The organism is Dyadobacter sp. CECT 9275 (assembly GCF_907164905.1).
In the GTDB taxonomy this organism is placed as follows: Bacteria; Bacteroidota; Bacteroidia; order Cytophagales; family Spirosomataceae; genus Dyadobacter; species Dyadobacter helix.
The window spans coordinates 3,324,680-3,351,634 of record NZ_CAJRAF010000002.1 but is presented as its reverse complement, the minus strand read 5'-3'; the positions used below and the strand labels follow the sequence as shown (position 1 = coordinate 3,351,634).

The 26,955-nt window shown below is 45.7% G+C and carries 22 protein-coding genes; 16 read left to right on the top strand and 6 right to left on the bottom strand.

What is annotated here, in order from left to right; all coding sequences use genetic code 11:
• Window positions 1-11 precede the first annotated feature (11 nt).
• The 3 genes from KOE27_RS21585 to KOE27_RS21575 all read left to right on the top strand — a co-directional run bounded on the left by KOE27_RS21585 (window position 12) and on the right by KOE27_RS21575 (window position 3,606).
• Window positions 12-683 carry a succinate dehydrogenase cytochrome b subunit gene (locus KOE27_RS21585; protein WP_215240860.1) on the top strand — a complete coding sequence of 224 codons (672 nt, stop codon included), beginning with the start codon at window positions 12-14 and terminating at the stop codon, window positions 681-683.
• 96 nt (window positions 684-779) lie between these two features.
• Window positions 780-2,768 carry a fumarate reductase/succinate dehydrogenase flavoprotein subunit gene (locus tag KOE27_RS21580; protein ID WP_215240859.1) on the top strand — a complete coding sequence of 663 codons (1,989 nt, stop codon included), beginning with the start codon at window positions 780-782 and terminating at the stop codon, window positions 2,766-2,768.
• An 85-nt stretch (window positions 2,769-2,853) separates the two neighbouring features.
• Complete coding sequence (locus KOE27_RS21575; RefSeq protein WP_215241712.1) at window positions 2,854-3,606, top strand: succinate dehydrogenase/fumarate reductase iron-sulfur subunit; 753 nt, start codon at window positions 2,854-2,856, stop codon at window positions 3,604-3,606.
• 190 nt (window positions 3,607-3,796) lie between these two features.
• On the opposite strand, the gene KOE27_RS21570 is transcribed toward KOE27_RS21575, so the two are convergent.
• The 4 genes from KOE27_RS21570 to KOE27_RS21555 all read right to left on the bottom strand — a co-directional run bounded on the left by KOE27_RS21570 (window position 3,797) and on the right by KOE27_RS21555 (window position 8,203).
• Window positions 3,797-4,414, bottom strand: a complete 618-nt coding sequence (locus KOE27_RS21570; protein WP_215240858.1) for an OmpH family outer membrane protein — start codon at window positions 4,412-4,414, stop codon at window positions 3,797-3,799.
• 95 nt (window positions 4,415-4,509) lie between these two features.
• Window positions 4,510-4,848 (bottom strand): hypothetical protein, encoded by a 339-nt coding sequence (locus KOE27_RS21565; protein ID WP_215240857.1) that lies wholly within the window; start codon window positions 4,846-4,848, stop codon window positions 4,510-4,512.
• Between the two features lie 13 nt (window positions 4,849-4,861).
• The gene (locus KOE27_RS21560; RefSeq protein ID WP_215240856.1) at window positions 4,862-7,318 is read right to left on the bottom strand and encodes a penicillin acylase family protein; all 2,457 of its coding nucleotides are present in this window, start codon (window positions 7,316-7,318) and stop codon (window positions 4,862-4,864) included.
• 153 nt (window positions 7,319-7,471) lie between these two features.
• Window positions 7,472-8,203 (bottom strand): copper homeostasis protein CutC, encoded by a 732-nt coding sequence (locus KOE27_RS21555; protein ID WP_215240855.1) that lies wholly within the window; start codon window positions 8,201-8,203, stop codon window positions 7,472-7,474.
• Window positions 8,204-8,604: 401 nt separating this feature from the next.
• On the opposite strand from KOE27_RS21555, the gene KOE27_RS21550 reads away from it, so the two are divergent.
• Together KOE27_RS21550 and KOE27_RS21545 are read left to right on the top strand one after the other, a co-directional pair.
• Window positions 8,605-8,826, top strand: coding sequence for a DUF2795 domain-containing protein (locus KOE27_RS21550; protein WP_013927448.1), 222 nt, complete (start codon window positions 8,605-8,607; stop codon window positions 8,824-8,826).
• A 255-nt stretch (window positions 8,827-9,081) separates the two neighbouring features.
• Window positions 9,082-9,738, top strand: coding sequence for an AlbA family DNA-binding domain-containing protein (locus KOE27_RS21545; protein ID WP_215240854.1), 657 nt, complete (start codon window positions 9,082-9,084; stop codon window positions 9,736-9,738).
• A 106-nt stretch (window positions 9,739-9,844) separates the two neighbouring features.
• Here the strand turns inward: KOE27_RS21545 and KOE27_RS21540 are convergent, their stop codons facing one another.
• Window positions 9,845-10,195, bottom strand: a complete 351-nt coding sequence (locus tag KOE27_RS21540; RefSeq protein ID WP_215240853.1) for a DUF3127 domain-containing protein — start codon at window positions 10,193-10,195, stop codon at window positions 9,845-9,847.
• A 323-nt stretch (window positions 10,196-10,518) separates the two neighbouring features.
• On the opposite strand from KOE27_RS21540, the gene KOE27_RS21535 reads away from it, so the two are divergent.
• The 11 genes from KOE27_RS21535 to KOE27_RS21485 all read left to right on the top strand — a co-directional run bounded on the left by KOE27_RS21535 (window position 10,519) and on the right by KOE27_RS21485 (window position 26,346).
• On the top strand, window positions 10,519-11,133 hold the full coding sequence (locus tag KOE27_RS21535) for a VTT domain-containing protein (protein ID WP_229252870.1): 615 nt from the start codon (window positions 10,519-10,521) through the stop codon (window positions 11,131-11,133).
• Between the two features lie 125 nt (window positions 11,134-11,258).
• Complete coding sequence (locus KOE27_RS21530) at window positions 11,259-12,851, top strand: sodium:solute symporter (protein ID WP_215240851.1); 1,593 nt, start codon at window positions 11,259-11,261, stop codon at window positions 12,849-12,851.
• Between the two features lie 66 nt (window positions 12,852-12,917).
• On the top strand, window positions 12,918-13,889 hold the full coding sequence (locus KOE27_RS21525) for a dihydrodipicolinate synthase family protein (RefSeq protein WP_215240850.1): 972 nt from the start codon (window positions 12,918-12,920) through the stop codon (window positions 13,887-13,889).
• 6 nt (window positions 13,890-13,895) lie between these two features.
• Window positions 13,896-15,896 (top strand): SUMF1/EgtB/PvdO family nonheme iron enzyme, encoded by a 2,001-nt coding sequence (locus KOE27_RS21520; protein WP_215240849.1) that lies wholly within the window; start codon window positions 13,896-13,898, stop codon window positions 15,894-15,896.
• Between the two features lie 38 nt (window positions 15,897-15,934).
• Window positions 15,935-16,474, top strand: coding sequence for an RNA polymerase sigma factor (locus tag KOE27_RS21515; protein WP_215240848.1), 540 nt, complete (start codon window positions 15,935-15,937; stop codon window positions 16,472-16,474).
• Between the two features lie 341 nt (window positions 16,475-16,815).
• Window positions 16,816-17,403: an RNA polymerase sigma factor gene (locus KOE27_RS21510; RefSeq protein ID WP_215240847.1), complete on the top strand. Its 588-nt coding sequence runs from the start codon at window positions 16,816-16,818 to the stop codon at window positions 17,401-17,403.
• 75 nt (window positions 17,404-17,478) lie between these two features.
• Entirely contained in the window at window positions 17,479-18,558 is a 1,080-nt protein-coding gene (locus KOE27_RS21505) for a FecR family protein (protein ID WP_215240846.1), read from the top strand.
• 191 nt (window positions 18,559-18,749) lie between these two features.
• Window positions 18,750-22,385, top strand: a complete 3,636-nt coding sequence (locus KOE27_RS21500; protein ID WP_215240845.1) for a SusC/RagA family TonB-linked outer membrane protein — start codon at window positions 18,750-18,752, stop codon at window positions 22,383-22,385.
• A gap of 13 nt (window positions 22,386-22,398) precedes the next feature.
• A complete protein-coding gene (locus KOE27_RS21495; protein WP_215240844.1) occupies window positions 22,399-24,072 on the top strand; it encodes a SusD/RagB family nutrient-binding outer membrane lipoprotein in 1,674 nt (557 codons plus the stop codon).
• An 84-nt stretch (window positions 24,073-24,156) separates the two neighbouring features.
• A complete protein-coding gene (locus KOE27_RS21490) occupies window positions 24,157-25,344 on the top strand; it encodes a sialidase family protein (RefSeq protein WP_229252868.1) in 1,188 nt (395 codons plus the stop codon).
• A 129-nt stretch (window positions 25,345-25,473) separates the two neighbouring features.
• Window positions 25,474-26,346, top strand: a complete 873-nt coding sequence (locus KOE27_RS21485) for an AraC family transcriptional regulator (RefSeq protein ID WP_215240843.1) — start codon at window positions 25,474-25,476, stop codon at window positions 26,344-26,346.
• An 11-nt stretch (window positions 26,347-26,357) separates the two neighbouring features.
• Here KOE27_RS21485 and KOE27_RS21480 read toward each other — a convergent pair whose 3' ends face one another.
• Entirely contained in the window at window positions 26,358-26,792 is a 435-nt protein-coding gene (locus KOE27_RS21480) for a DoxX family protein (protein WP_215240842.1), read from the bottom strand.
• Window positions 26,793-26,955: the final 163 nt, after the last annotated feature.

Here is a 26,955-nt window from a genome sequence, read left to right as displayed (position 1 = left end):
AGATGTTTGCTATGTCGTGGTTTACACAAACGTTAACGAGCTCCATTGGTAAGAAACTTCTGATGGCTCTTACGGGAATTTTTCTGATAAGCTTTCTGGTCATTCATGCCACCATTAATGCAATGATTTTTTACAATGACAATGGTGAAACATTTACGCATTGGGGGCATTTCATGGGTACCAACCCTATTATTCGTACGCTGGAAATCGGGCTCGTACTGGGTTTTCTGGTACACATTGCGGATGGGTTATGGCTTACCAAAACCAATCATGATGCACGTCCGGTTAAATATGCCGTCACCAAATCTTCTGCTAACAGTACCTGGTACTCCCGCAGCATGGGTTTGCTGGGAACGCTGATCCTGATCTTCCTGGTTATCCATACATCACATTTCTGGATTCCCAATCGTTCCCATCAATTTGCTACCGGTGAGGAAATCAATCTTTACCAAAGGATGCTAGAGACATTTCAGAGCGAATGGGTGGTGCTGGTGTATGTGGCCGGTTGTTTTTCATTGTTCTGGCATCTTTTGCACGGTTTTAAAAGTGCTTTCCAGTCACTGGGTCTCAATCACGTAAAATACAACGGGTTAATCAGTTTTCTGGGGGTTGCTTTTTCAATAGTGATTCCTATTCTTTTTGCTTTGATGCCAATCTCCATGTATCTGGGATGGGTAAAGTAAATTCTTTCGGCTTTTCGTGTTATATCAAATGAAACGGCTGGCCTTAAGATGTGTTTGAATCTTATTTTTTGGATTAATTAAATCATTAAAACATATATGGCAACGTCACCTCGTCTGGATGCCAAAATACCCCAGGGACCACTGGAAACCAAATGGAGTAAATACCGGTCTTCAGTACCTCTCGTAAATCCAGCCAATAAACGTAACCTTGAGATAATTGTAGTAGGAACAGGCCTTGCCGGAGCTTCTGCTGCTGCCACACTGGCCGAATTAGGATATAAGGTAAAGGCTTTTTGCTTCCAGGATTCTCCCCGTCGGGCACACTCTATTGCTGCTCAGGGAGGGATAAATGCTGCTAAAAATTACCAGAATGACGGAGACTCGGTTTACCGTCTTTTTTATGATACCATAAAGGGAGGTGATTACCGCGCAAGAGAAGGTAACGTACACCGTCTTGCCGAGGTATCAGGAAATATTATTGATCAGTGTGTGGCTGCAGGAGTACCATTTGCCAGGGAGTACGGCGGGTTGTTGTCCAACCGGTCGTTTGGAGGAACTCAGGTGCAACGGACCTTTTACGCGGCAGGACAAACCGGCCAGCAGTTGTTGCTGGGAGCATACTCGGGCTTGCAACGGCAGGTGGGCATGGGTACGATCAAAATGTACAACCGCCACGAAATGCTGGATGTAGTCAATATCGACGGTAAATGCCGCGGTATTATTGCCCGTAACCTTATTACGGGGGAACTGGAAAGACATTCGGGGCATGCGGTTTTGCTTTGTTCGGGGGGATACGGAAACGTGTTTTACCTCTCTACCAATGCAATGGGAAGTAATGTGACTGCCGCCTGGAAAGCGCACAAAAGGGGTGCCTTTTTTGGAAACCCCTGCTTTACGCAAATTCACCCGACGTGTATCCCGGTATCAGGAGAGCATCAGTCGAAACTGACTTTGATGTCCGAATCTTTGAGAAATGACGGGAGAATATGGGTGCCCAAAAAACAAAATGATACCCGTAACCCCAACGATATACCAGAAGAAGAGCGCGACTACTATCTGGAACGCCGCTATCCGGCTTTTGGTAACCTGGTTCCGCGTGATATAGCATCACGCGCTGCCAAGGAACGTTGTGACGCGGGCTATGGGGTGGGATCATCGCGTCTGGCCGTTTATCTGGATTATTCCGCTGCAATTGAACGTTACGGAAAAGGAGAAGCAAATAAAAACAACATCCACGATGCCTCTCCCGAAGATATTATCAAATGGGGAAAGGCGGTTGTAAAAGAAAAATACGGCAACCTTTTCGATATGTATAAGCAAATCACAGGAGAAGATCCTTATGAGGTGCCTATGCGTATCTATCCGGCGGTACACTATACCATGGGCGGGCTTTGGGTTGATTATAATCTGATGACAACAGTTCCTGGTCTTTATGCGCTGGGAGAAGCAAATTTCTCGGATCATGGAGCCAACCGCCTGGGTGCTTCAGCGTTGATGCAGGGATTGGCAGATGGATATTTCGTCATACCTTATACCATTGGTGCTTATCTTGCCAATGAGATCCGGACCGGTAAAATATCTACAGATCACGAAGAGTTTGTGAAAGTGGAGCGGGAAGTGAAGGAACGAATCGAAACGCTCATCGGCATAAAGGGAAATACCTCTCCTGAGTTGTTTCACCGCCGTTTGGGCAAGATCATGTGGGAAAAATGCGGAATGGCCAGGAATGAAAAAGGCTTGAAAGAAGCAATTCTTGAAATCCGTGCGCTTCGGAAGGAGTTCTGGAGCGACCTGCGGGTAATGGGGCAGATCAATGAGTTTAATCCTGAACTCGACAAAGCCAACCGCGTTGCCGACTTTATAGAACTGGGAGAGCTGATGTGTATTGATGCCTTAAACCGCAATGAATCGTGCGGAGGCCATTTCCGTGAGGAGTATCAGACGGAGGAAGGAGAAGCACTACGTGATGATGAAAATTATCGTTATGTGGCGGCATGGGAACATTTAGGTGTTGAAAAATGGGAGCTTCATAAAGAAGAACTTGTGTATGACAACATCAAAATAGCACAGCGTAGTTATAAATAATTACTTCTGGCACAGGCCGGAAGTTTTTCCTATTATATCGGTTAATTGATAATCATTAACTATTACAACAATGAGTGCAGGGAATATGCGTCTTACATTGAAAGTGTGGAGACAAAGCAATAATAATACAGCAGGGAATTTTGAGAATTATAACCTGGAAGGTATCTCGCCTGATATGTCCTTTCTGGAAATGTTCGACGTCCTGAACGAACAGCTGGTTGAAGGAAACAAAGAACCCGTAGCTTTTGATCACGACTGTCGTGAGGGTATTTGCGGGATGTGTTCAATGTACATCAACGGACAGCCGCATGGCCCGCTACAGGGTGTAACCACTTGCCAGTTACACATGCGATCTTTTAACGATGGAGATACCATTGTGGTTGAGCCCTGGAGGGCAGGAGCATTTCCGGTGATCAAAGATCTTGTAGTGAACCGTGATGCTTTCGATAGAATTATTGCAGCCGGAGGGTTTATCTCTGTCAACACCGGTAATGCTCAGGATGCCAACAGCTTGCCTATTCCAAAGGAGGCTGCGGATGATGCATTTTCTGCTGCGGCATGTATCGGCTGCGGAGCTTGTGTTGCAGCTTGTAAAAATGCGTCTGCCATGCTTTTTGTGTCGGCCAAAGTTTCCCAGCTCGCACTGCTTCCACAAGGACAGGCAGAGCGTACCATTCGGGCAGAGAAGATGGTGGCACAGATGGATGCCGAAGGTTTTGGTGCATGTACCAACACTGGTGCGTGTTCAGCAGAATGCCCTAAGGAAATCAGTCTAGAGAATATTGCCAGGCTAAACAGAGAGTACCTTGGAGCAAAGTTGTCTTCCACGGCCGTTTAGTTCAGGAAAGCATAAAAGGATTAAATCTTTACAGGGGGCCGGATAATCCGGCCTCTTTTTTGTTGTGTGGCCATACCTTTTTTACTAACGAGGTTGGCTGAAAGTGTTTTGGTGCATGTACCAAAGCAAAACGAGGACCCCCATACAGAAGTCCTCGTTTTGTAACGTAATATGTGAAAACAGTAGCCTGTTATTTCTTGGTAGAATCTGCAGCTGCAGGTTTTCCAGCGCTTGCATACTCTTTGTTAAGACCATCGATGATCTTTTTGGTTACATCCATAGAAGGATTTGCAAAAAGAATTCCACCTCCCAGCGAGTAGCCCAGTACATACTCATAGCCGTTTTCCTTGTTGTATTTCTCAATATAGGCACGGATATTTTTATATAACTCTTCGTTTTTCTTGGCTTCTTCCTGAGCCAGTCCCTGCGCTGCCTGGTCGCGGTAAGCTACCAGATCCTGTTGTTTTTTCATGAGCTGAGCCTCGGTAGACCTTGCCTGTTCCGGAGTCATGGTCTGTGCTTTTTGCTGAAAAAAAGCCACCTCATTCTGCAGGGAACGGCCTTTTTGATTCAGATCGTTTTCGAGCTGGTAATTTTTATTTTCAAGTTCTTTTTTGGTATCCTTGAAGAAATCGTAATTTTTCAAAAGTGAGTCAACCTGAACATAAACAGTCCGGCGGCCTGCTACTACATTACCGTCTGCAACGGTAGTATCTGCACTTGGTTTTCCCGAAAAATGTAAGAAAAATAACACCGCTACTGCAAGGGATAATACGATGTTCCAGATTAAGGAAGTATTGTTGTTCACGTTTTTTTGTTGTTTTGTTTTAGAAAGAACCGCAAAGATAAGGATTATGTAACATCAATAAATGCCTGAATGATAGATTGAAGTAATAATCTGTTTCAATTTTTGAGAAACAAACTTCTGACCGAAAATCCGGCCATGCCGGCAAAGCCACCTGCCAGCCCGCCCACAAGGGTGGAAACGGCGAGCATCAGCAGGCCATTGGGCAGGGAAAATATCTGTGCAATCCTGTCAGACATGGCACCTCCGGAATTAATATGCAGGTAAAGTCCGTAGGCCAGCCAGACCATGGCGATAGCACCAAAACTGGAAAGGAAAGTATTGCTGTACGAAGTAGGCCGCCAGAAATGTACCAGAAAGGGAATGAGGCCGATCACCCACCAGGGAGCAAAAATTTGCAGGACGGCTGTTGTGATGATGATGATAAGAAAGTTCATAGGGACATCAGTATCAGTTCTTTTTTAATATCATGCTGGAAGTGAGCCTCGCATTTTGCTGATCCGGTGACGACAGGTACAGCAACTCGTTTAACTCTCCTTTTTCCCATTTGGGTAACAGATTAAGATAATAGGGACTGCCAGGGTTACCGGATTGCCCTCCTGGATAGATTCCAAAAGCACGGGGTGATGGCCCAAGCTCAACCACCATCCGCCAGGAGGGGCCATTTCTTCTGGTAATAGCATTCACGATGCTGCCTCCGCCGCCCGTTTTTAGTTTCGGTGCATTAAATGGTTTCAACTGCCTGCTCAAATGGCGTATTTCGGTTCCTTTTACTTTGGCCCATTGCCATTCAGGGCTCATGGGGCCGTGTCTGGAGGTAAGGGTGTCCAGCGTGGTCCTGAAACTGCTCAGGATAATATCCGGCATCGTTTCCTTTTGAGGCGTGCTGATGTTGTCAAACCATTTTGAATCGGGTTCTTTCAAAAGGAGATAAAGTGTTCTGTCTCTGGAGGGATAGTCCAGGGGCGTTTTTTCAGAATAAAATTCATCGCGCCAGATAGCTTCCCCCAGTATGGGCATCCAGGTTTCAAAGATGGATGCCGCCACGGATTCAGGAGAATTCTGATAGTTCCAGTCGGACAACGTGATTTCACCCGCTTTTTGAAATGGAGTGAGCGGATGGTTTTTCAGGTAGGATAACAATCTTGGAAGGATGGTTCGGGCAAGTACACTGAAATTGTCATTCTGCAGTAAACGCAGGCTATCCGCATTGGCCCCGGACATGGCTGTCAGCCGTTCGTTGATTCGGATCGCCCTTTCCGATGGGGCAAATACCCAGTTGAGATAGTAGGGATAGGAGGGATCTGTGGATGACTGATTGGCCGAACTTACGAAACCTCTGGCCGGGTTTTTAACAAAGGGGTTCTGGTCGGAAGGTATCCAGCCCTGCCAGTCGTCCATCGGATTGCTACCATCCAGTACATATTTGCCCTGGTCTTTATATTTCAAGGGGAATTTCCCGTTGACGGTAATCGCAATGTTCTTTCCGTTATCAGCAAAAATAAAATTCTGGGCGGGGCCAACATAATGACTCAGCGCTTTTCGGTAATCCTCATAATCTTTGGCCTGATTCAACTCATAAAAGGTAATAAAAGAGTTGCCGGGTTCATGGCCGATCCACCGCACTGCATAGTTGTGAAGCACATCAGCACTATCTTTTTGTTGGTAAACAGGGCCATGGTGTGTATAAATGACTTTTTCTTTCAGGGGCTGCTCCCTGCCTTTGACATAGATAATTTCCTCTCTGGTTTTAGCAGGTTTCCATTGATTATTGTGCAGGTACCTGATTTTGGAAGAATCCTGAAATGTCACTTCGTAAATGTCATATACGTCCGCATCCACGTTGGTAACGCCCCAGGCAACATGCTGGTTAAAGCCGATAATGACACTGGGTATGCCCGGCAGCGAAACGCCGTAGACATTCATATCCGGGGAGTGCAGCTGAACCTGGTACCAAATGGAGGGTAGAGTCAGTTCGAGGTGCGGATCATTGGCCAGGATAGGGTATCCTGTTATTGATTTTTGAGCACTTATTGCCCAATTGTTGCTGCCAATGCCTTCAACCTTTGGTTCGCGGGCCGGCATGGGATTCATTAATGTATGGGCAGTTTTGATACTGTCATTTACCGGCATGACCGGAGGCTGCACAGGCAGGGGAAGGCGTTTGAAATCCCAGGCGGTACCTTCCGGAATAACAGGGCTTTCCCGAAGCATGGGATAATCCGGAAAGAGTTGGTCTACCACTTCTTTGCCATACTTTTTCAGGATATTGGACATGTTCAGGTCGTTGGAGCGGCCCGCCAGGGTCAATGTCATCTGTTCCAGCATGTACATCGTATTGATCGGTTTCCAGGGTTCGGGCTGGTAGCCAAGCAGCTTGTATTCAACCGGAAAGTCCTGAGGTGCCAACTGGCGTATATAGGCATTGACACCCGCAGTGTAACCCAGCAGCGCTTCCCTGGTGCGGGGATCTGTCATCGCAAGTTTAATGTTGGCTTCGGCTCCGTATCCCATTCCCAATAACCGGCTCTGTCTGTCCATGTCGAGGGTAGCGGGCCCTAGTACTTCCGAGAGCCTGCCCGAGGCCGCCCTTGTCTGAAGGTCCATCTGCCAGAGTCTGTCTTTGGCAGTCACATATCCCTGGGCGTAAAAGAGGTCAAAATTGTTTTTGGCAAAAATATGTGGCACACCCGTATCGTCAAACCTTATGGTGACCTCATCCCGAAGACTATCCAGGCTCAGAACAATTTCTTCGCCGGTTTTATATGGTTTTTCCCAATTCTGCCAGAAGCCCGTGAACGGACTCAGAAAACTGCCCAGCGCAGGAACGGGGCCCCATGGGCGGTTGAGCGCGTATAGTAATAATCCCGCTACAATGACGGAAGACAAAGCTTTTACCAGTTTCATGATTCAGGGAGGCTAGCGGGTTTGTCGAAAGATCAGTAGTGTGTGGTAAATATTTAAACTCGGATTTGGATATTTTTCATAACCGTTGGGATAAACAAGTCATTAGGGTATCAGCAGGAACCGGTGGTTCGTATAGGATATAAAAGGTAATGGCTATTCGGAAACTACTTGTACAATGGCTTCAATGAGGCCAAGGTCACTATACATAACCGAACGCTCATCGGGGATTTCGCCAGCCATTGATATACCCTCCGGGAAAAATTTCTGACGCCCCGGGCGGAATGCCTTGGCGGTCAGGTGCAGGGCGGGTACTCCGGCGGCTTTAAAGGCAGCAGCATTAAGGTGGTTAACACCGCCACCAGCCATAATCTCAATTTTATCACCGGCGGCTCGCGCCAGTTTTTCCAGGAGCGCTATGCCCTCAGCAGCCGTAGGTTTCTGGCCCGAGGTAAGTATGCGCTCTGCACCGGTTTCAATGATTGCACTAAGCGCTTTCAACGGATCGGGAGTAATATCAAAAGCACGGTGAAATGTTACTTTCATAGGACTGGCGTAGTCGACCAGCGCTTTTGTTCTCTCCACGTCTACCTGCCCGTCGGCCTGCAGAACACCCAGTACCACACCATCGGCACCCAGTTTTTTTGCAAGCAGAATATCCTTTTTCATGACTTCGTGTTCAAAGAAATCATAGACAAAATCACCGCCACGGGGCCTTATCATCACAAAAAGCTGAATTTGTATGTGCTCACGAACTACCTCGATGAGCCCGGCGCTTGGGGTTGTGCCTCCCTCGCCCAGTCCACCGCAAAGCTCTATTCTGCCTGCACCGCCCGCCTGTGCATTAATACATGATTCAAGGGAATAGGCACAAACTTCTATATTCATATCTTTATTTATTTGTATGACCGAAATTTACAAAAGGTTCGGTACAAAGATGAAAGAAAAAATTTGGAGTAAACAACCAATCGTCGTTTTAGGCGCTTTGCGGAAATTGTGATGCAAAACGGATTCAAAGCACTTGCTTCAGGGGGTATTATGGGTATTTCGTGCAGAGTAAATCTTGCTCATAGCAATCAGGCAGTGTGCTGCTTTCCAAGAGGTTTGACAGTAGAAAATATTATGAATTAAATTGTTGATTTTTAGTGTGTTATATAAAAAAATTAAATCAAGATTTGGTAAAAACAATTATTTTTATTTTTTTTTGTTAGAAACTATTAAAAGATGCAAATTTTTTTACTTTTGCAATCCTTAAAACAGTAAGTAACTCTTTAATAGGCGAAAAAAATATGTACTGGACTCTCGAACTTGCGTCATATCTTGAAGATGCTCCCTGGCCAGCCACTAAAGACGAGCTAATTGACTTTGCAATTAGAACAGGCGCTCCGTTGGAAGTAGTTGAAAACCTACAGGAACTTGAAGATGACGGACAGCCGTATGAAAGTATTGAGGAAATCTGGCCGGACTATCCGACCAAAGATGATTTCTTTTTTAACGAAGACGAATATTGACAGGAAGCGGTGCCATCGGTGCCGCTTCTTTTTTAGAAGAGCCCTCCTGTGAAAAATGCAGCGTTACTTAATACGCTGAATGGTAGATATATAAGGAAATGGAATAGTTTAAACCTAAAACCAGGCAAACAGACGCGCTGAGATTTTTTATATTTCACAAAAGGAATGTATCTTAAAAGCGTTAAGAAAGAAGAGAAAGAGAGCGAATAAAAAGTAAAGTTTTTATCATAACTCAGGTTTCTATCCATTACGAAAATGGAACTTCGATTACTGAAAGAATTGGTCAAAAAAGGAGAGGGTGAACACTCGGAATTCAAGCTGAAATCCAGTCATCCGGAAAAGATTGTCCGCGAAATTGTCGCTTTTGCCAACACCGGTGGCGGAAAACTCTTCATAGGAGTGGGAGACGACAAGACAATCAAAGGTTTAAAAGATGCCGACGAAGATGAGTTTTCACTCACGCGCGCAATTGACAAATACATTTATCCTAAGATCAGCTTTCGAAAGGAAAGAGTACCCGTAAGCCCGGAAAGGGATGTACTGGTACTCACAATTCCGCGCAGTGTTGACAAACCGCATTATGTTATAGATGAACTTACTGGTGACAGAAGAGCTTACATCCGTGTAGAAGACAAGTCAATTCAAGCCAGCAGGGAAATGAAAGAGATCATGCGCCGTGGAAGAGGGGAAAGAGATGTAAGGTTCCAGTACGGCGACAAAGAGCAGAAGCTCATGGAGCTTCTTGACAAAAAACAAACCGTAACAGTGGACCTTTTTGCAGCCTTTGCGGGAATTCCCAGGAAAATTGCATCCAATACGTTGGTGGTAATGGTGCTTGCAAGGGTTCTGGAAGTTCACCCGCACGAAATGCTGGATCAGTTTACGATGTCAATGGCTTACCGTACCAGTTAGTTTTAAGTTAACACTTGAAAGTTAAAAGCTGGTAGAGCTCATTATCGAAAAAAGAATAATGCTACCGTAAAATCGCAGGATTGTACGGTAGCATTAAGGAATAACTTTAAAACGGAAGATCATCCGATTCGTCCTCAGAAAAAGAGGTTACAGGAGGCAATGCAGTGTTGCCGGAGCCGGACGGCTGGCTTGAGCCGGCTTTATCCAGTTTCCATGCTTTCACTTCTGTATACCACCGGGAATTGTACTCCCGGCTTTCAATATCAATTGAAGCCGTTACGCTATCATTGACTCTGAGTCCCGCCTGGTCAATTTTATCTCCCCATAATGAAATACAAACTTTTTTAGGGTACTGAGAGGGGATTTCAAGAATGAATTCCTGCTTGCGCCATGTTCCATTTTTTCCCTGTCCGGATACCTCTGGAAGCAAAGCGATAACGGTTCCTGTTAATTCCATATAATTTTTGAATTAGTAGTTGCTTAAAACAACATCAAAAGTAAAGATTTTGGCATTCGAAATCAAAAAACCGGAAGATCATCCGGTTGTAATACCCAGGCCGTCTGTTCAACCGGATCTTACATTTAGTACTCAGCCCAGGGTATGGTCTGCCCTATAATAAAGTATAAAAGATAAACAGGCTGAAAACCTTTTACCAGCCGAAGGCGTTGCACAATTAGGACCGAAACCGCTAGCATCTATCCAGTTTGATACCATCGTCATCACCCAAGCACCTTTCCCTGCCTTTTGTCATAAGTATACTCATGACAATAATACCCTTGATGACAACATCGTTGCTCACTGCCTGGGCAATCGGCCATGAAAACATGCTGCGGGAATGGACCTTTCCCTTCTGGGTACTGGTCACCGTCCTGCTAACCGTTACATCGGCCCTGGCGCTGACGCCTCCTACATTTCTGGCCATGGTCTATGGTTATTTTCTCGGATGGGTGGCATTGCCTTTGCTATTTATGTTGAACCTCGGGGCCATCTGTATCGTGTACTTTCTTGCGCGGTTTCTAAACCCCGGGAAAACCCGGAATTATCTGCTGGCAGTGTATCCCAAGGTTGGAATTTTACTAAAGCGGTTTCGCGCGCAAGAACTGCGGCTGATTTTTTTTGCCAAGCTTTCGCCCATATTGCCCTTTGCAGTAACCAATTTGTTCTTTGCTATTGCAGGAGCAAGATTGAAGCAAGTACTTGCAGGCGGGACATTAGGCATGATTCCCAGGACAATACTGGCAGTTTGGGTCGGTTATGAGGCACAGGATATCCGTTATCTGCTGGAACATCCTAATGAAGGACTCGGATCCAAGGTTTTACTCATTCTTTTGATAAGTGCTTCAACAGTCGGTATGGGTTACTTCTTTCGCAGCAGAAATGCTGTCGGGAATTGACAATGATTCTCTGTGGTAAAATATCATAATGATAATATCGTACAATAAAAGGTAATAAATCGTCACAAACACATTTACTTTATCCTGTTTATTTGTAATAAAGTTATAAATACTAAAAAAGTAGAATGAAATCCTTACCTCTTATTGACCTTATTATCGTTATTGCTTATCTGGTAGGGATGGTGGCTGTTGGTATCTATTTTTCCAGAAAGAATACCAGTGCTGACCAGTTCACCAAAGCTTCGGGGAAAATCCCGGGCTGGGCAATCGGGATTTCAATTTATGCAACGTTCCTGAGCAGTAACACTTTTTTAGGTGTTCCGGGTAAAGCTTTCGGAAGTAACTGGAACAGCTTTGTGTTTAGTTTGTCGATGCCGCTGGCGGCGTGGTTTGCCACCAAATATTTCATACCTTTTTACAGAGGTACCGGAGAGGTGTCGGCTTATACGCATCTCGAGCATCGTTTTGGTCCCTGGGCAAGAACTTACGCCGTAGCCTGTTTCTTGCTTACCCAGCTGGCCAGGATGGGATCCATCTTTTTTGGTATTGCACTGAGCTTACAGGCTCTGACGGGTTATCCTATGTCGACGATCATGATCGTGGTTGGTATATGTATTGTACTCTACACGGTGATGGGAGGAATGGAAGCGGTGATCTGGACGGAAGTGGTACAGGGGGTGATCAAAACCATCGGAGCGTTTGTAATCCTTTATCTGGTGGTATCAGGCCTGGATGGCGGTGTTTCAAAAATTATTGACATGGGTGTGGCGGAGGATAAATTCAGCCTGGGAACATTTGCTCCGGATTTTGTCCAGTCGTCTTTTTGGGTGATACTATTCTATGGTTTTTTCATGAACCTGAATAATTTCGGAATGGATCAGAACTACGTTCAGAGGTATCATACTACCGGCTCGGTGAAAGAAGCAGCGAGTTCCATCTGGTTGTGTGTGTATCTTTATTTGCCGGTATCTCTTATCTTTTTTGTACTGGGAACCTGCCTGTATGCCTACTATCAGAGTAACCCCGAGCTTCTGCAGGTCATAAAAATGACGGCCGCAGCAGAAAGGCTTCCAGGAGGTACACCCGAGGCCATCAGACAGTTGGCGGCAACGCTTACACCAGCGGATTATGGCGATAAGGTAATGCCTAACTTCATGGTTACCAAGGTTCCTGTGGGGTTGTTAGGGTTAATCATCGCGGCCATTATGTCTGCCGCCATGAGTACCATCAGTTCGGGTATGAATGCTTCGGCAACTGTTTTTTCAGTAGATATTTATCAGCGTTACATCAAGTCGGATCTTTCGGAAAAACAAAGCATGCGCTTGCTCTATATAGCCACAACGGGTTTTGGTTTACTGGGAATGGTCACAGGTATTGCCATGATCGGCGTGAAGAGTGTACTGGATATCTGGTGGTTACTCTCTGGAATATTTGCTGGAGGAATGCTGGGATTATTTCTGCTGGGAATTATTTCAAAAAATACAAAAAATACCGAAGCGCTTACGGCCACCATCATCGGAGTACTGGTGATTGTGTGGATGACCTTCTCACCCAAGCTTTCAGGTGAATACGCATATTTACGTAACCCTCTTCATCAGAATATGATCATGGTTGTGGGGACCCTGTCCATTTTTCTGATCGGGATATTATTAACAAAAATTAAAGGAAAAGGCAAAACGCTGCCGGATGAGGCCCAGGAAGTTGTCGGGCACAGCTAAGCGGGTTTTATAAACCAAATTTTCTCTCAACGATCCAAATAGTTTCTGAATTTAAACTGACACAAAATGGCTATGTCTAACCCCTCCTCTATTGCCTTACCAAAGGGTTTTATTCCTGTAATGCTTACTCCTTTTCTGGAAACTGGTGAAATTGATTACGAAGGATTGAAAACACTTACGGAACTTTACATTGAAGCCGGATCGGCAGGTCTGTTTGCAAATTGTCTTTCCAGCGAAATGTATGAGCTGACGGAAGATGAAAGACTTGCGATTACAAAAACGGTTGTTGAGCAGGCAGCAGGCCGAGTGCCGGTTGTGGCTACGGGAACTTTCGGTGGGCCGATCAGCGAACAAGCAAAATTTGTTAAACGTATATATGCTACCGGAATACAGGCGGTGATCGTGATTACGGGCCTGATTGCTGAGGAAAATGAGGATGATAATGTTTTTGTTGAAAGAGCTAAAGAGCTGATTTCGCTGACTGATGATATACCCTTAGGGTTTTATGAGTGCCCCGTTCCATACAAAAGATGTATCACTTCTGATATTCTGAAAGAGCTTTTGCCAACGGGCAGAATCGTTTACCACAAGGATACCTGCCTGGATGATGCGGAAGTATTACGCAGAATTACCGTCGGAAAAGATTATAATTTCGGGCTTTATGATGCCTATATGGTTAACGCAGTTTCTTCTTTAAGTGCAGGAGCAGCGGGACTTTCCTGTATTCAGGGCAATATTTTTCCTGAATTGGTGGTATGGATCTGCGAGCACTACAACGACGAAACTAAGAAAAAAGAAGTGGAACGTGTGCAGCAGTTTTTTGTTGACACCATGGACCCCGTGCATGCGGCATACCCCATCAACGCTAAATACAGTCTGAAGAAAAGAGGTTTCCCAATCTCAACTTATACCAGGAGAGATGTGGGTGTGTTCACGCCTGAACTTCAGGAAGGTATGGATCGGCTGCTGGAAGACCTTGAAGTGTTACATAACGAGTTGGGAATTACCAGTATACTTACTAAGCAGTTAGTAAAATAATAGAATATGAATTGGCTAAGGACAGCATTCGCAGCTATTTTGATTATTCCGCAGGCGTGGGCCCAGCAAACCAACACGGTGGGCATGCGTTTTGCTGAAATTCCTGCAGGCCGTTTTTACATGGGGGCTGAAGGAGAAGGAGAAACTGCAGACGAAAAACCGGTTCACAGAGTAACCATTTCAAAACCGTTCCGGATGGCGGTAACAGAGGTGACCAACGCTCAGTATGAGCTGTTTGATCCTTCCCACAAAGCATTAAGGGGCAAAGATGGGTTTTCCAAAGAGGATGACGAAGCGGTCATTTTTGTAAATTATAAAGAGGCACAGGCATTTTGTGACTGGCTGAGTAAGAAGGAAGGAAAGAAATATCGTCTGCCAACCGAAGCAGAATGGGAATATGCCTGTAGGGCCGGTACTGTGACTGATTTTTGGAGCGGGCGCTTCTTTCCTAAAACTGACCATAAATCGCAAAAAACAGATCGGGATCCGGTAATTGTTTCTTTGAAAGTAGGGCAGTTCAAGCCTAACAGTTTTGGTCTGTATGATATGCACGGAAACGTGGAGGAATGGTGTGCTGACTGGTACGGGCCTTATGGCGAAGGAGACAGGACGGATCCGACAGGAAGAAAAAGCGGCCTGTTCAGAGTAACCCGGGGAGGAAGTCATGGCACTCCCGTAGCGTATCTCAGGTCTGCCAACCGATTAGGGATGATACCCGAGGACAAGCATTTTCAGCTGGGTTTCAGGGTAGTAGAGGGAGATATCCCGGCTGGCAACCCTCTGCCGGCTGTGGAGCCAACGGCGGTCTTCCGTGGTGTTTCTCAAAAAGGGTTTCAATGGACAAAGGTTTCGGATACTCAGCCTGTTTTTATGGAACCGATCAGGTATGTATTCAAGCCCGAATGCCCTGATGAGGTACCGTTTTTCCATCACAACCATTGTCCTGCTGTGGCTTGGTTACCCAATGGCGATCTGCTGGCCGCCTGGTTTTCAACTAATCAGGAATCAGGGAGAGAAATGACCATACTGGCAAGCAGGTTAAGGGCGGGGCAGCGTAAATGGGATATGCCGTCTGAGTTTTTTAAAGTACCGGACCGAAATATGACGGGCAGTTCATTGTTTCATGACGGGAAGGGCACGGTCTATCATATGAACGGGGTAGAGACGGATGGCGACTGGAAAAACCTCGCTATGGTACTCAGAACAAGCAAAGATAATGGCGCCACGTGGTCGGCACCGTCCATGGCTGACCCTGCACATCAGGTTAGAAATCAGGTAATTGCAGGAATGTTTCAGACCAAAGAGGGTTGGCTCGTTCAGGCGGGTGATGCTGATCCCAGCTCCAATGGAGGGACAGCCATCCACATCAGTAAGGATCAGGGAAAAACATGGTACAATCCCTATACGGGTACCGACGTCCCCGAATTTGAGGAAGGGAAAACAGGCGGCGTCATTGCCGGAATCCATGCAGGAGTGGTGGAGCTGAAAGACGGAAAGCTGCTCGCCTTCGGACGGGGAAATAACATTAGTGCCGGGGATAAAGGAGAAAAACGAATGCCCATGAGTATCTCTGCAGACAAGGGCAAAAGCTGGACCTATTCGGCGTCTGAATTTCCGCTGATTGCCGGAGGACAGCGTCTGATACTTTACAGGCTTAATGAAGGGCCGTTGCTGTTGGTATCTTTTACGCATCATCCTGAGGAAGTGGATGAAAAGAAAATTGGAATGTTGTTTACCAGGAAAGACGGAAGTTCTTTCAAAGGTTATGGCATGTTTGCCGCTCTTTCATTTGATGAGGGCAAAACCTGGCCGGTAAAAAAGCTGATTACCGATGGAAAGGATAGGTATCTGAATGGCGGCGCCTGGACGGGGGCTTTTGAAATGGATAAGTCACACGCGGAACCTAGAGGTTATCTGGCTTTGACCCAATCGCCTGATAACCTGATACATCTGATGAGCAGTAGCATACACTATCGCTTCAACCTTAGCTGGTTGAATTCTCAGTAATGCATTGATATTAGTACAATCCTATATTCCTTAACCCTATGAATTTTCCAAATGAACAAATCCTTTATCGGGTGACCCAAGGCGATGAAGCGGCATTTACCCAGCTTTATGTCCACTTTCGCTCCCCCGCCCTCAAGTTCTGTACCACTTTGTTAAAAGACGAAGAAGAAGCAGAAAACATTACGCAGGACGTTTTTGCCAAAATCTGGGACAGGCGCGTTCAGATCAAACCTGATCACAGCTTTCAGTCCTACCTTTTTGTAAGCCTCCGGAACCAGATCTTTGATCAGTTCAAAAAGCTTGAAAAGGATAATATTTCCCGGCAGAGATACCTTGACCGCATGAAAACCTGGACGGATGATGAAGCGGATGAAAAAGAAGCTTATATCCAGTTTGTTCAGAATGCTGTGAACTCTCTTTCGGAGAAGAGAAAACAGATTTTTAAGCTGAACGTGGAAGAAGGGAAATCATATAAGGAAATCGCAAGTTTTCTTAATATTTCAACCAACACGGTAAAGAATCAGCTCATCAAGGCAAAGCAGATATTACGTCAGAAAGTAATGCTGGCAAATATTTAAACCCTAAAATCACAATCGGATTGAATACCTGGATCAAATCAGGATAAAATTTTTATCCTGATTTGATCATTCGTATAAGGTGCTCGCACTCAAAATAGGATTATGCAATTTTTAAAATAGAACTATCTGGAGTTAAATTAAAATTTTGCATAGTTTGACTTAATATTTATCAAAAAATTATTATTTTAAGTCATTCTTTGCGTGTGGGAATTTTAAATAATTGTTAGCCATTGGTATCCATAGATACTATGCCAGCAGGAAGCCCTATATTTAGCCCTTGTCAGCGCGGAACCTGATACAGGCTGATTTGAATAACAACCACTAATCCTCATTAGATAAATTTGAAAACAACGGCTTCGGATATGCTCTTGTGGAACACCTTTCAGCAAGGCGACAGGGAAGCGTTTGCCCGAATTTATAATTTATACATTGAAGAATTATTGAGTTATGGATACCGCGTTACCTCAAACCGGCAACTCATAAAAGATAGCATACAGGACCTTTTTCTGCATTTATGGGTCCATCGTGAAAATTTGTCGGAAACCGATTCCGTGAAGTTTTACCTCTTCCGCTCCCTGCGAAACCGGATTGTCCGGAATATGGAAAAACATCCCGAGGTATCCATTCAGCAGCAGGAAAGTGTGCTTGAAAATGTCATCGGGGATTTTCCGTTTGAACATTACCTGATGAAGTTCGAAAGTGACCAGGAACAAATTTCCCGGCTCCGGAGAGGCATTGAGCAGCTCTCCAAACGGCAGCAGGAAGTCATCGCTTTTCGATATCAACACAATTTCAGCCTGGAAGAAATTGCCGATCTGATGCAGCTGAACAATCAGTCGGTTCGTAATCTGCTGCACCGGGCCATCAGCCAGTTACGCTCTTACTTCGAATTGGCGGGCTGGATCATGCTCCTGCTTCCCATCATTTAAATAAATATCATTTTTTTTACAAAAAATGAGTACAAACTTGTTTTAATCTGATTTAGGGGTCAGAAGGGTATTATTATGCTAAGAAAATATGCGACTTATACTGTGGAAGACTTTGTCAAGGATGAGAACTTCATTGACTGGGCGAAGCTTTTTCATACCGAATATCATGCGGTGTGGCAGGATGTGATCAGTCGCTATCCCTATCAGAGAGAGGTGATTGAGCAGGCGCGACAAGTGGTTTTGCAACTTTCGGAGGCTTCCAAATTGCCAGCAGAAAGGAAGGATGTGGAGGATATCTGGACTGAAATTGAGCTTGCGATAACAGAGAGAGAAAGCGTAAGAAATAATTTTTTCAGGCGTAACCTGGCCAGGTTGCTGACGGCGGCGTCGGTGATACTGATCATGGGTATGCTATGGTATCAGTTTCAGAAGACAAATGATGGGAAACCCGGTACTTATTCCGAATTGGTAAAAAGGGCAAAGGGAGATTTGGAAGAAGTTACGAATACAGAGACAGTGCCGCTTGTGGTACTGCTGCCTGACGGAAGTAAAGTAACGATGTCAAAAGATAGCCGGCTCAGTTATGGCAAAGCGTTTAATGGCCGCGAAAGAGAGGTTTTTTTATCCGGAGAAGCATTTTTTGAAGTGACCAGAAATCCGGCTAAGCCTTTTCTGGTTTATGCCAACGGGTTGATCACAAAGGTACTGGGAACAAGTTTCAGGGTGACGGCCTTTGAGCGGGATGTAAAAGTAGTGGTGGCCGTAAAAACGGGCAAGGTGTCGGTTTTCAGCGACAATGAAGACAGGAAGTCGAATGTAGTTACCCTAATCCCCAACCAGCAGGCTGTTTTTTCGAGAAAGCAGGCAACCATCAGCCGGTCGTTGGTAAGCAGGCCGCAGGTGATCGTGTCGGAAAGCGAGTTGATGCTGTTTTCATTTTCCAATGCACCTGTTACAGATATTTTTGAAGCGCTTCGGAAGGCATACGGAGTGGATATTATATATGACAAGGAAATGCTGGCAGCCTGCCGGCTGACTACATCACTTAGCAACGAAACCCTTTTCGAAAGGCTGGACGTAATATGTGAAGCCATTGAAGCAGAATACAAAGTGGTGGACGCGCAGGTAATTATTTCCGGCACGAAGTGTAATTGATTCCTAAACCCTTAAAATCGTAAACCTTTGACCTATGGATAAATAAAAATCTAAATACAAAAAAAGCCGATAACGATTCCGGCGTTATCGGCTTTCACAAATTCCTTTACCGTTCTTATCAAACGACATCCGATTTCGGCGGATGAAAGGATGGTTATTGCTTTTCTCAAAACAAGAACAGATCAAAACTAATGAAAAAACAAATACTGAACCAGGAATTCCTATATCACCTCATGAGAATATCTCTTCTTCAGGTATGTATAGCGGTGATTTTTGCCAGTGCTTCGTTCGCACGGGTGGCGGATGCACAGGAACTTTTGAATCGGAAGATCAGTCTGAAAGTTCAGAACCAGAGTGTTATTACGATCCTGACGGGTATAGAAAAACAGGCTGATATCAAATTTACCTATCGTCCTAAACTTCTGGCAGATAGCAAAAAGTACAGCATGGAGGTCTCCAATGAAAGACTGGCCGATGTACTGGACGGTTTGCTGGTACCCATGAAGATCAAATACCGGATTATTGGCAAGCAGGTGGTACTGTCACCTTTAAATGTATCGATGGGGCCGGTGGATAACGGTTTGCTCAACATCAATCTGCTGGAACAAAATGCCCAGGTTGTCAAGGGGAAGGTAACTTCCTCTAAAGACGGAGCAACTTTGCCGGGGGTGAATGTACTCATCAAAGGTACTCAAATGGGTACAACGACGGATGTATCAGGTAATTATTCGATAGAAGTTCCTGGCCCAAATGCGGTACTTACCTTTTCTTACATTGGGTTCAACTCGCAGGATGTAGTAGTAGGTAGCCAGACCAACATTGATGTAAACCTGGTAGAAAGTGTAGAAACCCTGAAAGAAGCAGTGGTAACGGCGTTGGGAATCAAACGTGAAAAAAGATCACTGGGATATTCAGTAGGTACATTGGAAGGGGCCTCCTTAACCCAGACTCCGCAGAACAACGTACTGAATTCCATGGCAGGTAAAGTAGCCGGTGTGCAGATCTCGCAGATGGGTGGCGGCGTAGGTTCAACAGTTAGTATGGTGATCCGCGGCGGCGGTTCGCTGAATGGGGACAACCAGCCGCTTTTCGTCATTGACGGTGTGCCGGTGGCCAATAAAATTGCAAACGGTTTTGCCGGAGCGGATATGGGGAACTCTATCTCGGATATTAACCCGAACGATATAGCCAACGTATCTATCCTGAAAGGAGCCAGCGCCGCTGCGTTGTATGGTTCCAGAGCAGGTAACGGGGTAGTACTGATCACAACCAAGTCGGGTGCTGCCGGTAAAAAGGGTATAGGCGTTTCTCTGAATACAGCAGTGGTACTGGATATTCCTATGCAGTATGTGCAGGTTCAGAACAAATTCGGATCCGGAAAAACAGGTGCGCATATCCTGGAAGAACCTGAAAACGAAAGCTGGGGGGCTGCTTTGGATAAAGGCGAACAATGGGCACTTTGGAACAGCAACGGCCAGAAGGTGCCGCTGGTTTCCTATCCCAACCGTTTTAAGGATTTCTTCCAGACCGGCGTAACCAATACCAACAACGTTTCCATCAACGGAAATTACGACAAGGGTAATTTCAGGTTATCCGCTGGTAATATGACCAACAAGGGAATTATTCCCAATACGGATCTGTCGCGTCTGACGCTTGCTTTGAACACCATGTACAATCTTACCAGCAAACTGCGTGCATCGGTGAATGTTAATATTACTGAATCAGGTTCGGACAACAGACCGATGATCGACCAGAGCCGTAACGATGCCGTAAGAAGCGTTTATGAAACAGGAGCACAGGTTAATATCAACGACCTGAGAGATTACTGGCTTCCCGGACAGGAGGGTATCGCACAAAGAAAATACAAGGATAAGCAAAATAACCCCTTTTACCTGGTGTATGAAAACCCAACCGGTTTCAAACGTGACCGGGTAGTAAGTAAATTGCAGCTAGACTACGAAGTATCCAAGGATTTTTCTGTTACAGCACGTTATTCAAGAGATTCTTATGAAGAAATCCTGGAGGCAAAAAAGGCCTGGAATAACTTTGAAGCAGTGAACGGAGCTTACCAGCTTACAAACAATTACAATAAGGAGTCAAACATGGATTTGATCCTTAATTACAGAAAAAACTTTAGTGAACTCTGGAGTATCAATGCTTTTGCAGGTGTGAACAGGCTGGATCGGTACAACCGAAGCCTGAACAATACTGCATCTGCGCTGGTTGTTCCGGGACTGTACAATATCAGCAATGGTGCTCCAGGTGCGGTTACCTACAACAGCTATTTAGGAGAGAAAAGAATGTACGGCGTATATGGATCGGCATCTGTGGGTTTCAAGGATATGGTTTATCTGGATCTCACCGCTCGTAACGACTGGACCAGTACACTACCTAAGGGAAACAACTCTTATTTTTATCCATCGGCTTCTTTGAGTGTGTTGCTGTCCGAAATGGTTGAGCTGCCAAGGTGGTTTACCTTTGCCAAAATACGGGCCGGATATGCTCAGGTAGGTAATGATGTAAACCCTTACGCGTACAGCCAGGCGTTTTCAACTTCGCCAACAGACTGGGGCGCAGCCAAAAGCATGTATATGGGAGGTACTTTAACCAACCAGAATCTTAAACCTGAAATAGCAACGTCTGAGGAAATCGGGGTGGATCTTAAATTCTTGCAGAATCGCCTGGGCCTGGAAGCGACTTATTACAAAAGAGGTAACAAAAACCAGGTATTGTCGATCGGAGTTCCCATTGAATCTGGTGCCAGCAACAAGCAGATCAATGCAGGTCTTGTAGAAAGTAAGGGTTTTGAGCTGGGTATCTCAGCCACGCCTATCAAGAGAGAAAATTTCTCCTGGGATATGAACATCACGCTGACGCGTAACAGAACCTATATCACCAAACTTGCGGAAGGTATCAAATATTTCGAGTTTGCCTCATACACCGGAGCGCTGCTGCGGACCTACGAAGGCGGACAAATCGGGGATATCTTTGAAGCACCCATCCTTAGAGTTCAGGACCAGGCATCTCAGTACTATGGCTATCCTATCGTGACCAGCGGAGGGCTTTACCAAACGGATAATGATGTAAGCCATCTCAAGAAGATCGGTAACTTCAACAACAAGTTCCTGATGGGTTTCCAGCCGAGCATTACATATAAGAATTTCTCTTTGTATGCAAGTGTGGACTGGCGCCAGGGAGGTCAGTTTTATTCCAACACCATGATGTTCCTGGGCAACAACGGCCAGCTGGAGGAAACGATCACCGGAGAATCCTACGACCCAAGCAGAAGCCTCGTGGATCAGATCAAAGAAAATCCGGACAAATATCTTGGAAGCTGGATTGGCGGCAGAAATGCTGAAAACGGTGGATTGCCCTGGCCCGAAGGAAGCGTGGAAGCAAGCAGAAGGTTACAGGATGCAAGTTTGAACCCGGGCGTATTGTCTTCAAAAGATGCCTCAGGAAATGTGGTCTATACTGAAAACCTCGGGGGCCCTGGCAGCAAATGGCTGGATCCGTTCAGCGCTTATCGCTACGCCAACCGTCCGTTCCCAAGCAAAAACCTTTACAGTGCTACTTACGTAAAACTGCGTGAGGTGTCGGTGACTTACCACCTACCAAGATCCATTGTAAGCCGTATGAAACTACAGAACATATCCATCGGTGTGGTAGGTAACAACCTTTTCATGTGGACCAAAGCAGGTATCAAAGGGCTGGATCCGGAAAGGGCTTTCAGGTCTAATGGCACCGGATGGACACAGGGCGTAGAATATTATAACGTATTGCCATACACCGGTTCATTGGGCTTTAAATTAAATGTTGATTTCTAAATTGCAATACGATATGAAAGCTACCAAATCAATATACATCACCCTGCTCGTAACATTGGGCTTGTTTCTGTCTGCCTGTGAGGATCTGACCGACCTGAATAAAAACCCCAATAGTGCGGAGAATATATCGTCCAACTACATTCTGACGTATACCCTTGTTAACACAGGAAAAACGTTTGCCAATCTTGGCCGTAATGGATCGAACATCGCTGCTGCCATGCAGTACATGCAGGCTGGGACGAATGAAGGCGCGGCAGTAACCAACCAGTATGCCTGGACTGCCGAGGGCTGGAACGGATATTACGACATTCTCCGTAACAACCAGATCATTTATGATAACGGCGTAAGGGACGACAATAAAATGTTTCAGGCGATTGCGCTGACGATGAAGTCTCTTGTGTTCGGCTTATTGACGGATTTATATGGTGACGTACCCTATACTGATGCACTGAAAGCAAGTTCAGGTACTTTTTTTCCGAAATACGACAGCCAGGCGGAGGTTTTTAAAGGCATCCTAACCGACCTGAAAACGGCCAATACTTTGCTGAGCAGCCTTACCGCCAAAGACGCGGTGAGCGCAACTGCTGACGTGATGTACAAAGGTGATGGTGCAAAATGGAAAAAATTCGCGAATTCGCTTCGATTAAGATATGCGTTGCGCCTTGCCGATAAAAAAGCAGAAATGAGTGCATTGGGTATCAACCTCGAAACGGAGTTCAAAGAAGCAAGTGCCGGTGCATTCACAAGCAAAGCAGATGATGCCGCTATTGCATACCTGGGAACAAATGCAGACAACTCATTTCCGGGAGGTCCTTTGGCATCAGCTACTTTCAACTGGTTAACCAAACCGGCAAAACCGCTGGTTGATAAGCTGATTTCCCTCAAAGACCCAAGGCTGCAGCGCTGGGCCAACCCTGTTCGCCGCAAGTGGGATGCAAACGTTAAAGAGGTAACAACCAAGTCGTTCACCAACATGTTTGGCGAAACCTATTCGGTGGTATACGTACCCGCAGTTGCTTCCAGCGCGGATACGTCCCTGTATGTGGGGCTGCCTGTTGGCCTTCCGATTACCCAGGGTATTGTTTACAACAAAGGAAATGATACGGGTGTATATCCCAACGAGCAAAATCCTTATATCTCGTTCATTCATGACAGGTACCGTAAAAACGTTGATCCATATGTCAGCATGAACCTCATGAATTACCCTGAGGTTGAGTTTATTCTGGCGGAGGCTGCCTTGCTGGGTGGTTTTGGTGTCACAGATGCGGAGGATCACTACAAAAAGGCGGTACGTGCTTCGATGGACAAAGAGGGAGCTCTTACTGCGGCCACATTCAATTTCGATACGTATTATGCCCAAACATCAGTGGCCTATGCCGGTGCAGCCAACAAACAGGAGCGCATCCTGGAGCAAAAATGGATATCATCCTGGTTCAGCGTTCAGTCCTGGTTTGACTGGAGACGTACAGGGTACCCTGCCTTGAAAACCGGACCCGTTGCACAGTATGGACCTGCATTGCCGATACGTTATATGTATCCGTCACCGAACCTGGATCCTGCCTACATCGTGAATTACAATGCGGCTGTGGACAGACTGGGGACCACTAATTACATACCTGCGGGTCAAAGCAAAGATCATCACTATGCCAAAATGTGGTTGATCCAGGGAACATCCAAGCCCTGGTAATACAAACAGAATAGCCCACATGCGTGTTATGTGTGTACATCGTTTAGTCGGTATACACATGTAACACGCTTTATTTTTTCAGATATGAATACAATGATCCGGTTGTCTGGCATTTACGCCGTTTTGCTTTTGTTTTTTTATCAGCCTTTAAAAGCACAGACCCCCGACTTTTCCAAAGTTCCGGGTAGTATAGTCGCTCACAGCCCTGCCTCATCAGGTCTTTATATTGGCTCGCCAAGTATATGTGTTTTAAAGAATGGAGACTATCTTGCTTCGCATGACCTTTTCGGGCCTCAATCAAAAGAGTTTGTGAGTCCGGTATCTAAGATTTACAGCTCGTCGGATAAAGGGAAATCGTGGAAAGAAATATCGACCATCAACGGGCAATTCTGGTCCAAGCTTTTCGTGCACCGGGGTGGGTTGTATTTTATGGGTACCAGCAAGCACCACGGAAATGTAATCATACGCAAGTCTGAGGATAACGGCGTTACCTGGACAGAACCTTCAAATGGAGAAAGCGGACTACTGCTGGCAGGAGAATATCATTGCGCGCCCATGTCATTCATTGAACATAACGGAAGGCTCTGGAGGGCTATGGAAGATGCCATGGGAACGGTAAAAAAATGGGGAAAAAGGTATGGCGCTTTTATGATGTCTATCCCCCTTGAGGCAGATCCGATGAAAGCCGCCAACTGGACCAGTTCCAACGTTCTTCCCTACGATTCCACCATGCTTAACGGGCATTTTGGAGCCTGGATAGAAGGCAATGCGGTGGTGGACCCTCAGGGACAGGTCTGGGATGTCCTGCGCGTGGACGACCGGTCCACACTTCGCGAGAAAGCGGCCTTTGTTAAAATAAGTGACGATGGAAAGACAGCATCTTTTGATCGGAATAGGGGATTTATTGATTTTCCCGGTGGCAGTAAAAAGTTTACCATACGTTATGATCCTAAGTCAAAGCGCTATTGGTCGCTGGTGAACTATATACCTGACGCCGTGAAGGCAACCCACACGGGGAAAAACCCGGCAAGCATCCGCAATACGCAGGCGTTGTTCAGCTCGAAGGATTTAATAAACTGGGATTTTCATAAAATAGTGCTGGAACACCCCGATGTCGTGAATCACGGATTTCAGTACGTCGATTTTATGTTTGATAAGAAGGATATTATTTTCCTTTCCCGCACGGCTTATGACGATGGGCTGGGTGGTGCACACAATAACCACGACGCTAATTTCCTTACTTTTCACAGAATTAAAAATTTCAGGAAATAAGCTGTTCTTCCAGGGACGGTGTCAGAAATTACCCGGTTATTTTTTTGAATAAGGGGAAATGGATAGAAAAATCGGTTGCGGTGCTTTTAAAATGTACTGCAGTTTAAATTTGCCCAATTACAAATTCACATGAAACCTCATTTCCATCGGGTACCGATCAAATCTCAGACTTCCTTCAGCATCAGGCATGAGAAGGAATCAAGTTTTGGTACGGTATGGCACTATCATCCCGAACTGGAACTGCATTACCTGGTCAAAGGCAGGGGGGTACGTTTTATTGGTGACAATATCAGTAATTTTTCGGACGGGGAACTGATCCTCCTGGGGCAGAACCTGCCGCATACCTGGCGCGTGGAGGAAGCTTCGGACCGGGCGCATGTTGAAGTGATCATTATTCACTTTTTGCCGGATTGCCTCGGGAGTGATCTTTTGCTTTTGCCGGAGGCTTATCTTATTCCCAAGCTCTTCGAAAAGGCAAAGAAGGGACTGGTGATCAACGGGACGGCCAGGGAGAAGGTCATCGGGCTCATGCACCATGCGGTGGATGCACAAAATCTGGACAGGCTGATTGCCCTTTTGTCCATACTTAAAATCCTCGCGGAAACAGACGAAACGGAGAGTATCGCATCGGCTCATGCCTTTTATAAATCCAATGATTCCGAGACGCTGAGGCTTAATAAGATATACGCCTACACGCTGGCCAATTATAAAAGTGATATTAACTTACAGGATGTGGCCTCTATCGCCAATCTGGGCATCACCTCATTTTGCCGTTATTTCAAAATGATGACAAAAAAAACCTACAACGACTTCCTTGTTGAGATACGCATCAGCCATGCCTGCCGTTTCCTGATCGAGGACAGGCTTGCCACGGAGGTGATATGCTTTGAGTGTGGTTTCAATAACGTCTCCAACTTTTACCGGCATTTCAAAAAGGTGACGGATATGACGCCGATGGAATATAAAAAGAAGTATCTGAAAACCACACCCGAGCTTATCTGACATTTCCCGCGTTACCTGTCGTGGGTGCGCATATACTCGTCCACTGAAAAACGCCCCGAACCTACCACTGCAAAAGTAAGTACCAGAAGCAGGGTGGCCATAGAGAGCCATAGCTCCGAGTTCAGATAGGAAAATCCCATTCGTATATTGACAAAGAACACAGCGGTGATCAGGATAGGTATCTGAATGAGGGAAGAAAGCCTGGTGAGGCAGCCCATCGCGATCAGAAATCCTCCGAAGATATGCGCAAATGCTACGTAATGAACAGCCGTTACGGTCCAGAGACGAATGTCCAGACCTGAAATGAGTTGCGAGAGTTTTGTGGTATCACTGATGAAGCTGATACCTTTCACAAATAGGAGTATGCCCAAAACAATGCGGAGCATATCCAGCCAGGCGGGATGGTGCGTGTCGCCCCAATGTCCGATTCGGTCCATCATGTTCATAACTTAATATGGTTTGGTTTTCAGAAAGTTATATAAAATAATAGATTATTCCTTGAAAAAATTGAGTTATTTTATTTTGTTTTTTTCCTGCTGATCACCCCGCTTTTTTTGGTTTAAAGGCCATTTCCTGAATGCCGCATTTTGCAAAATGCGATCCGCTATT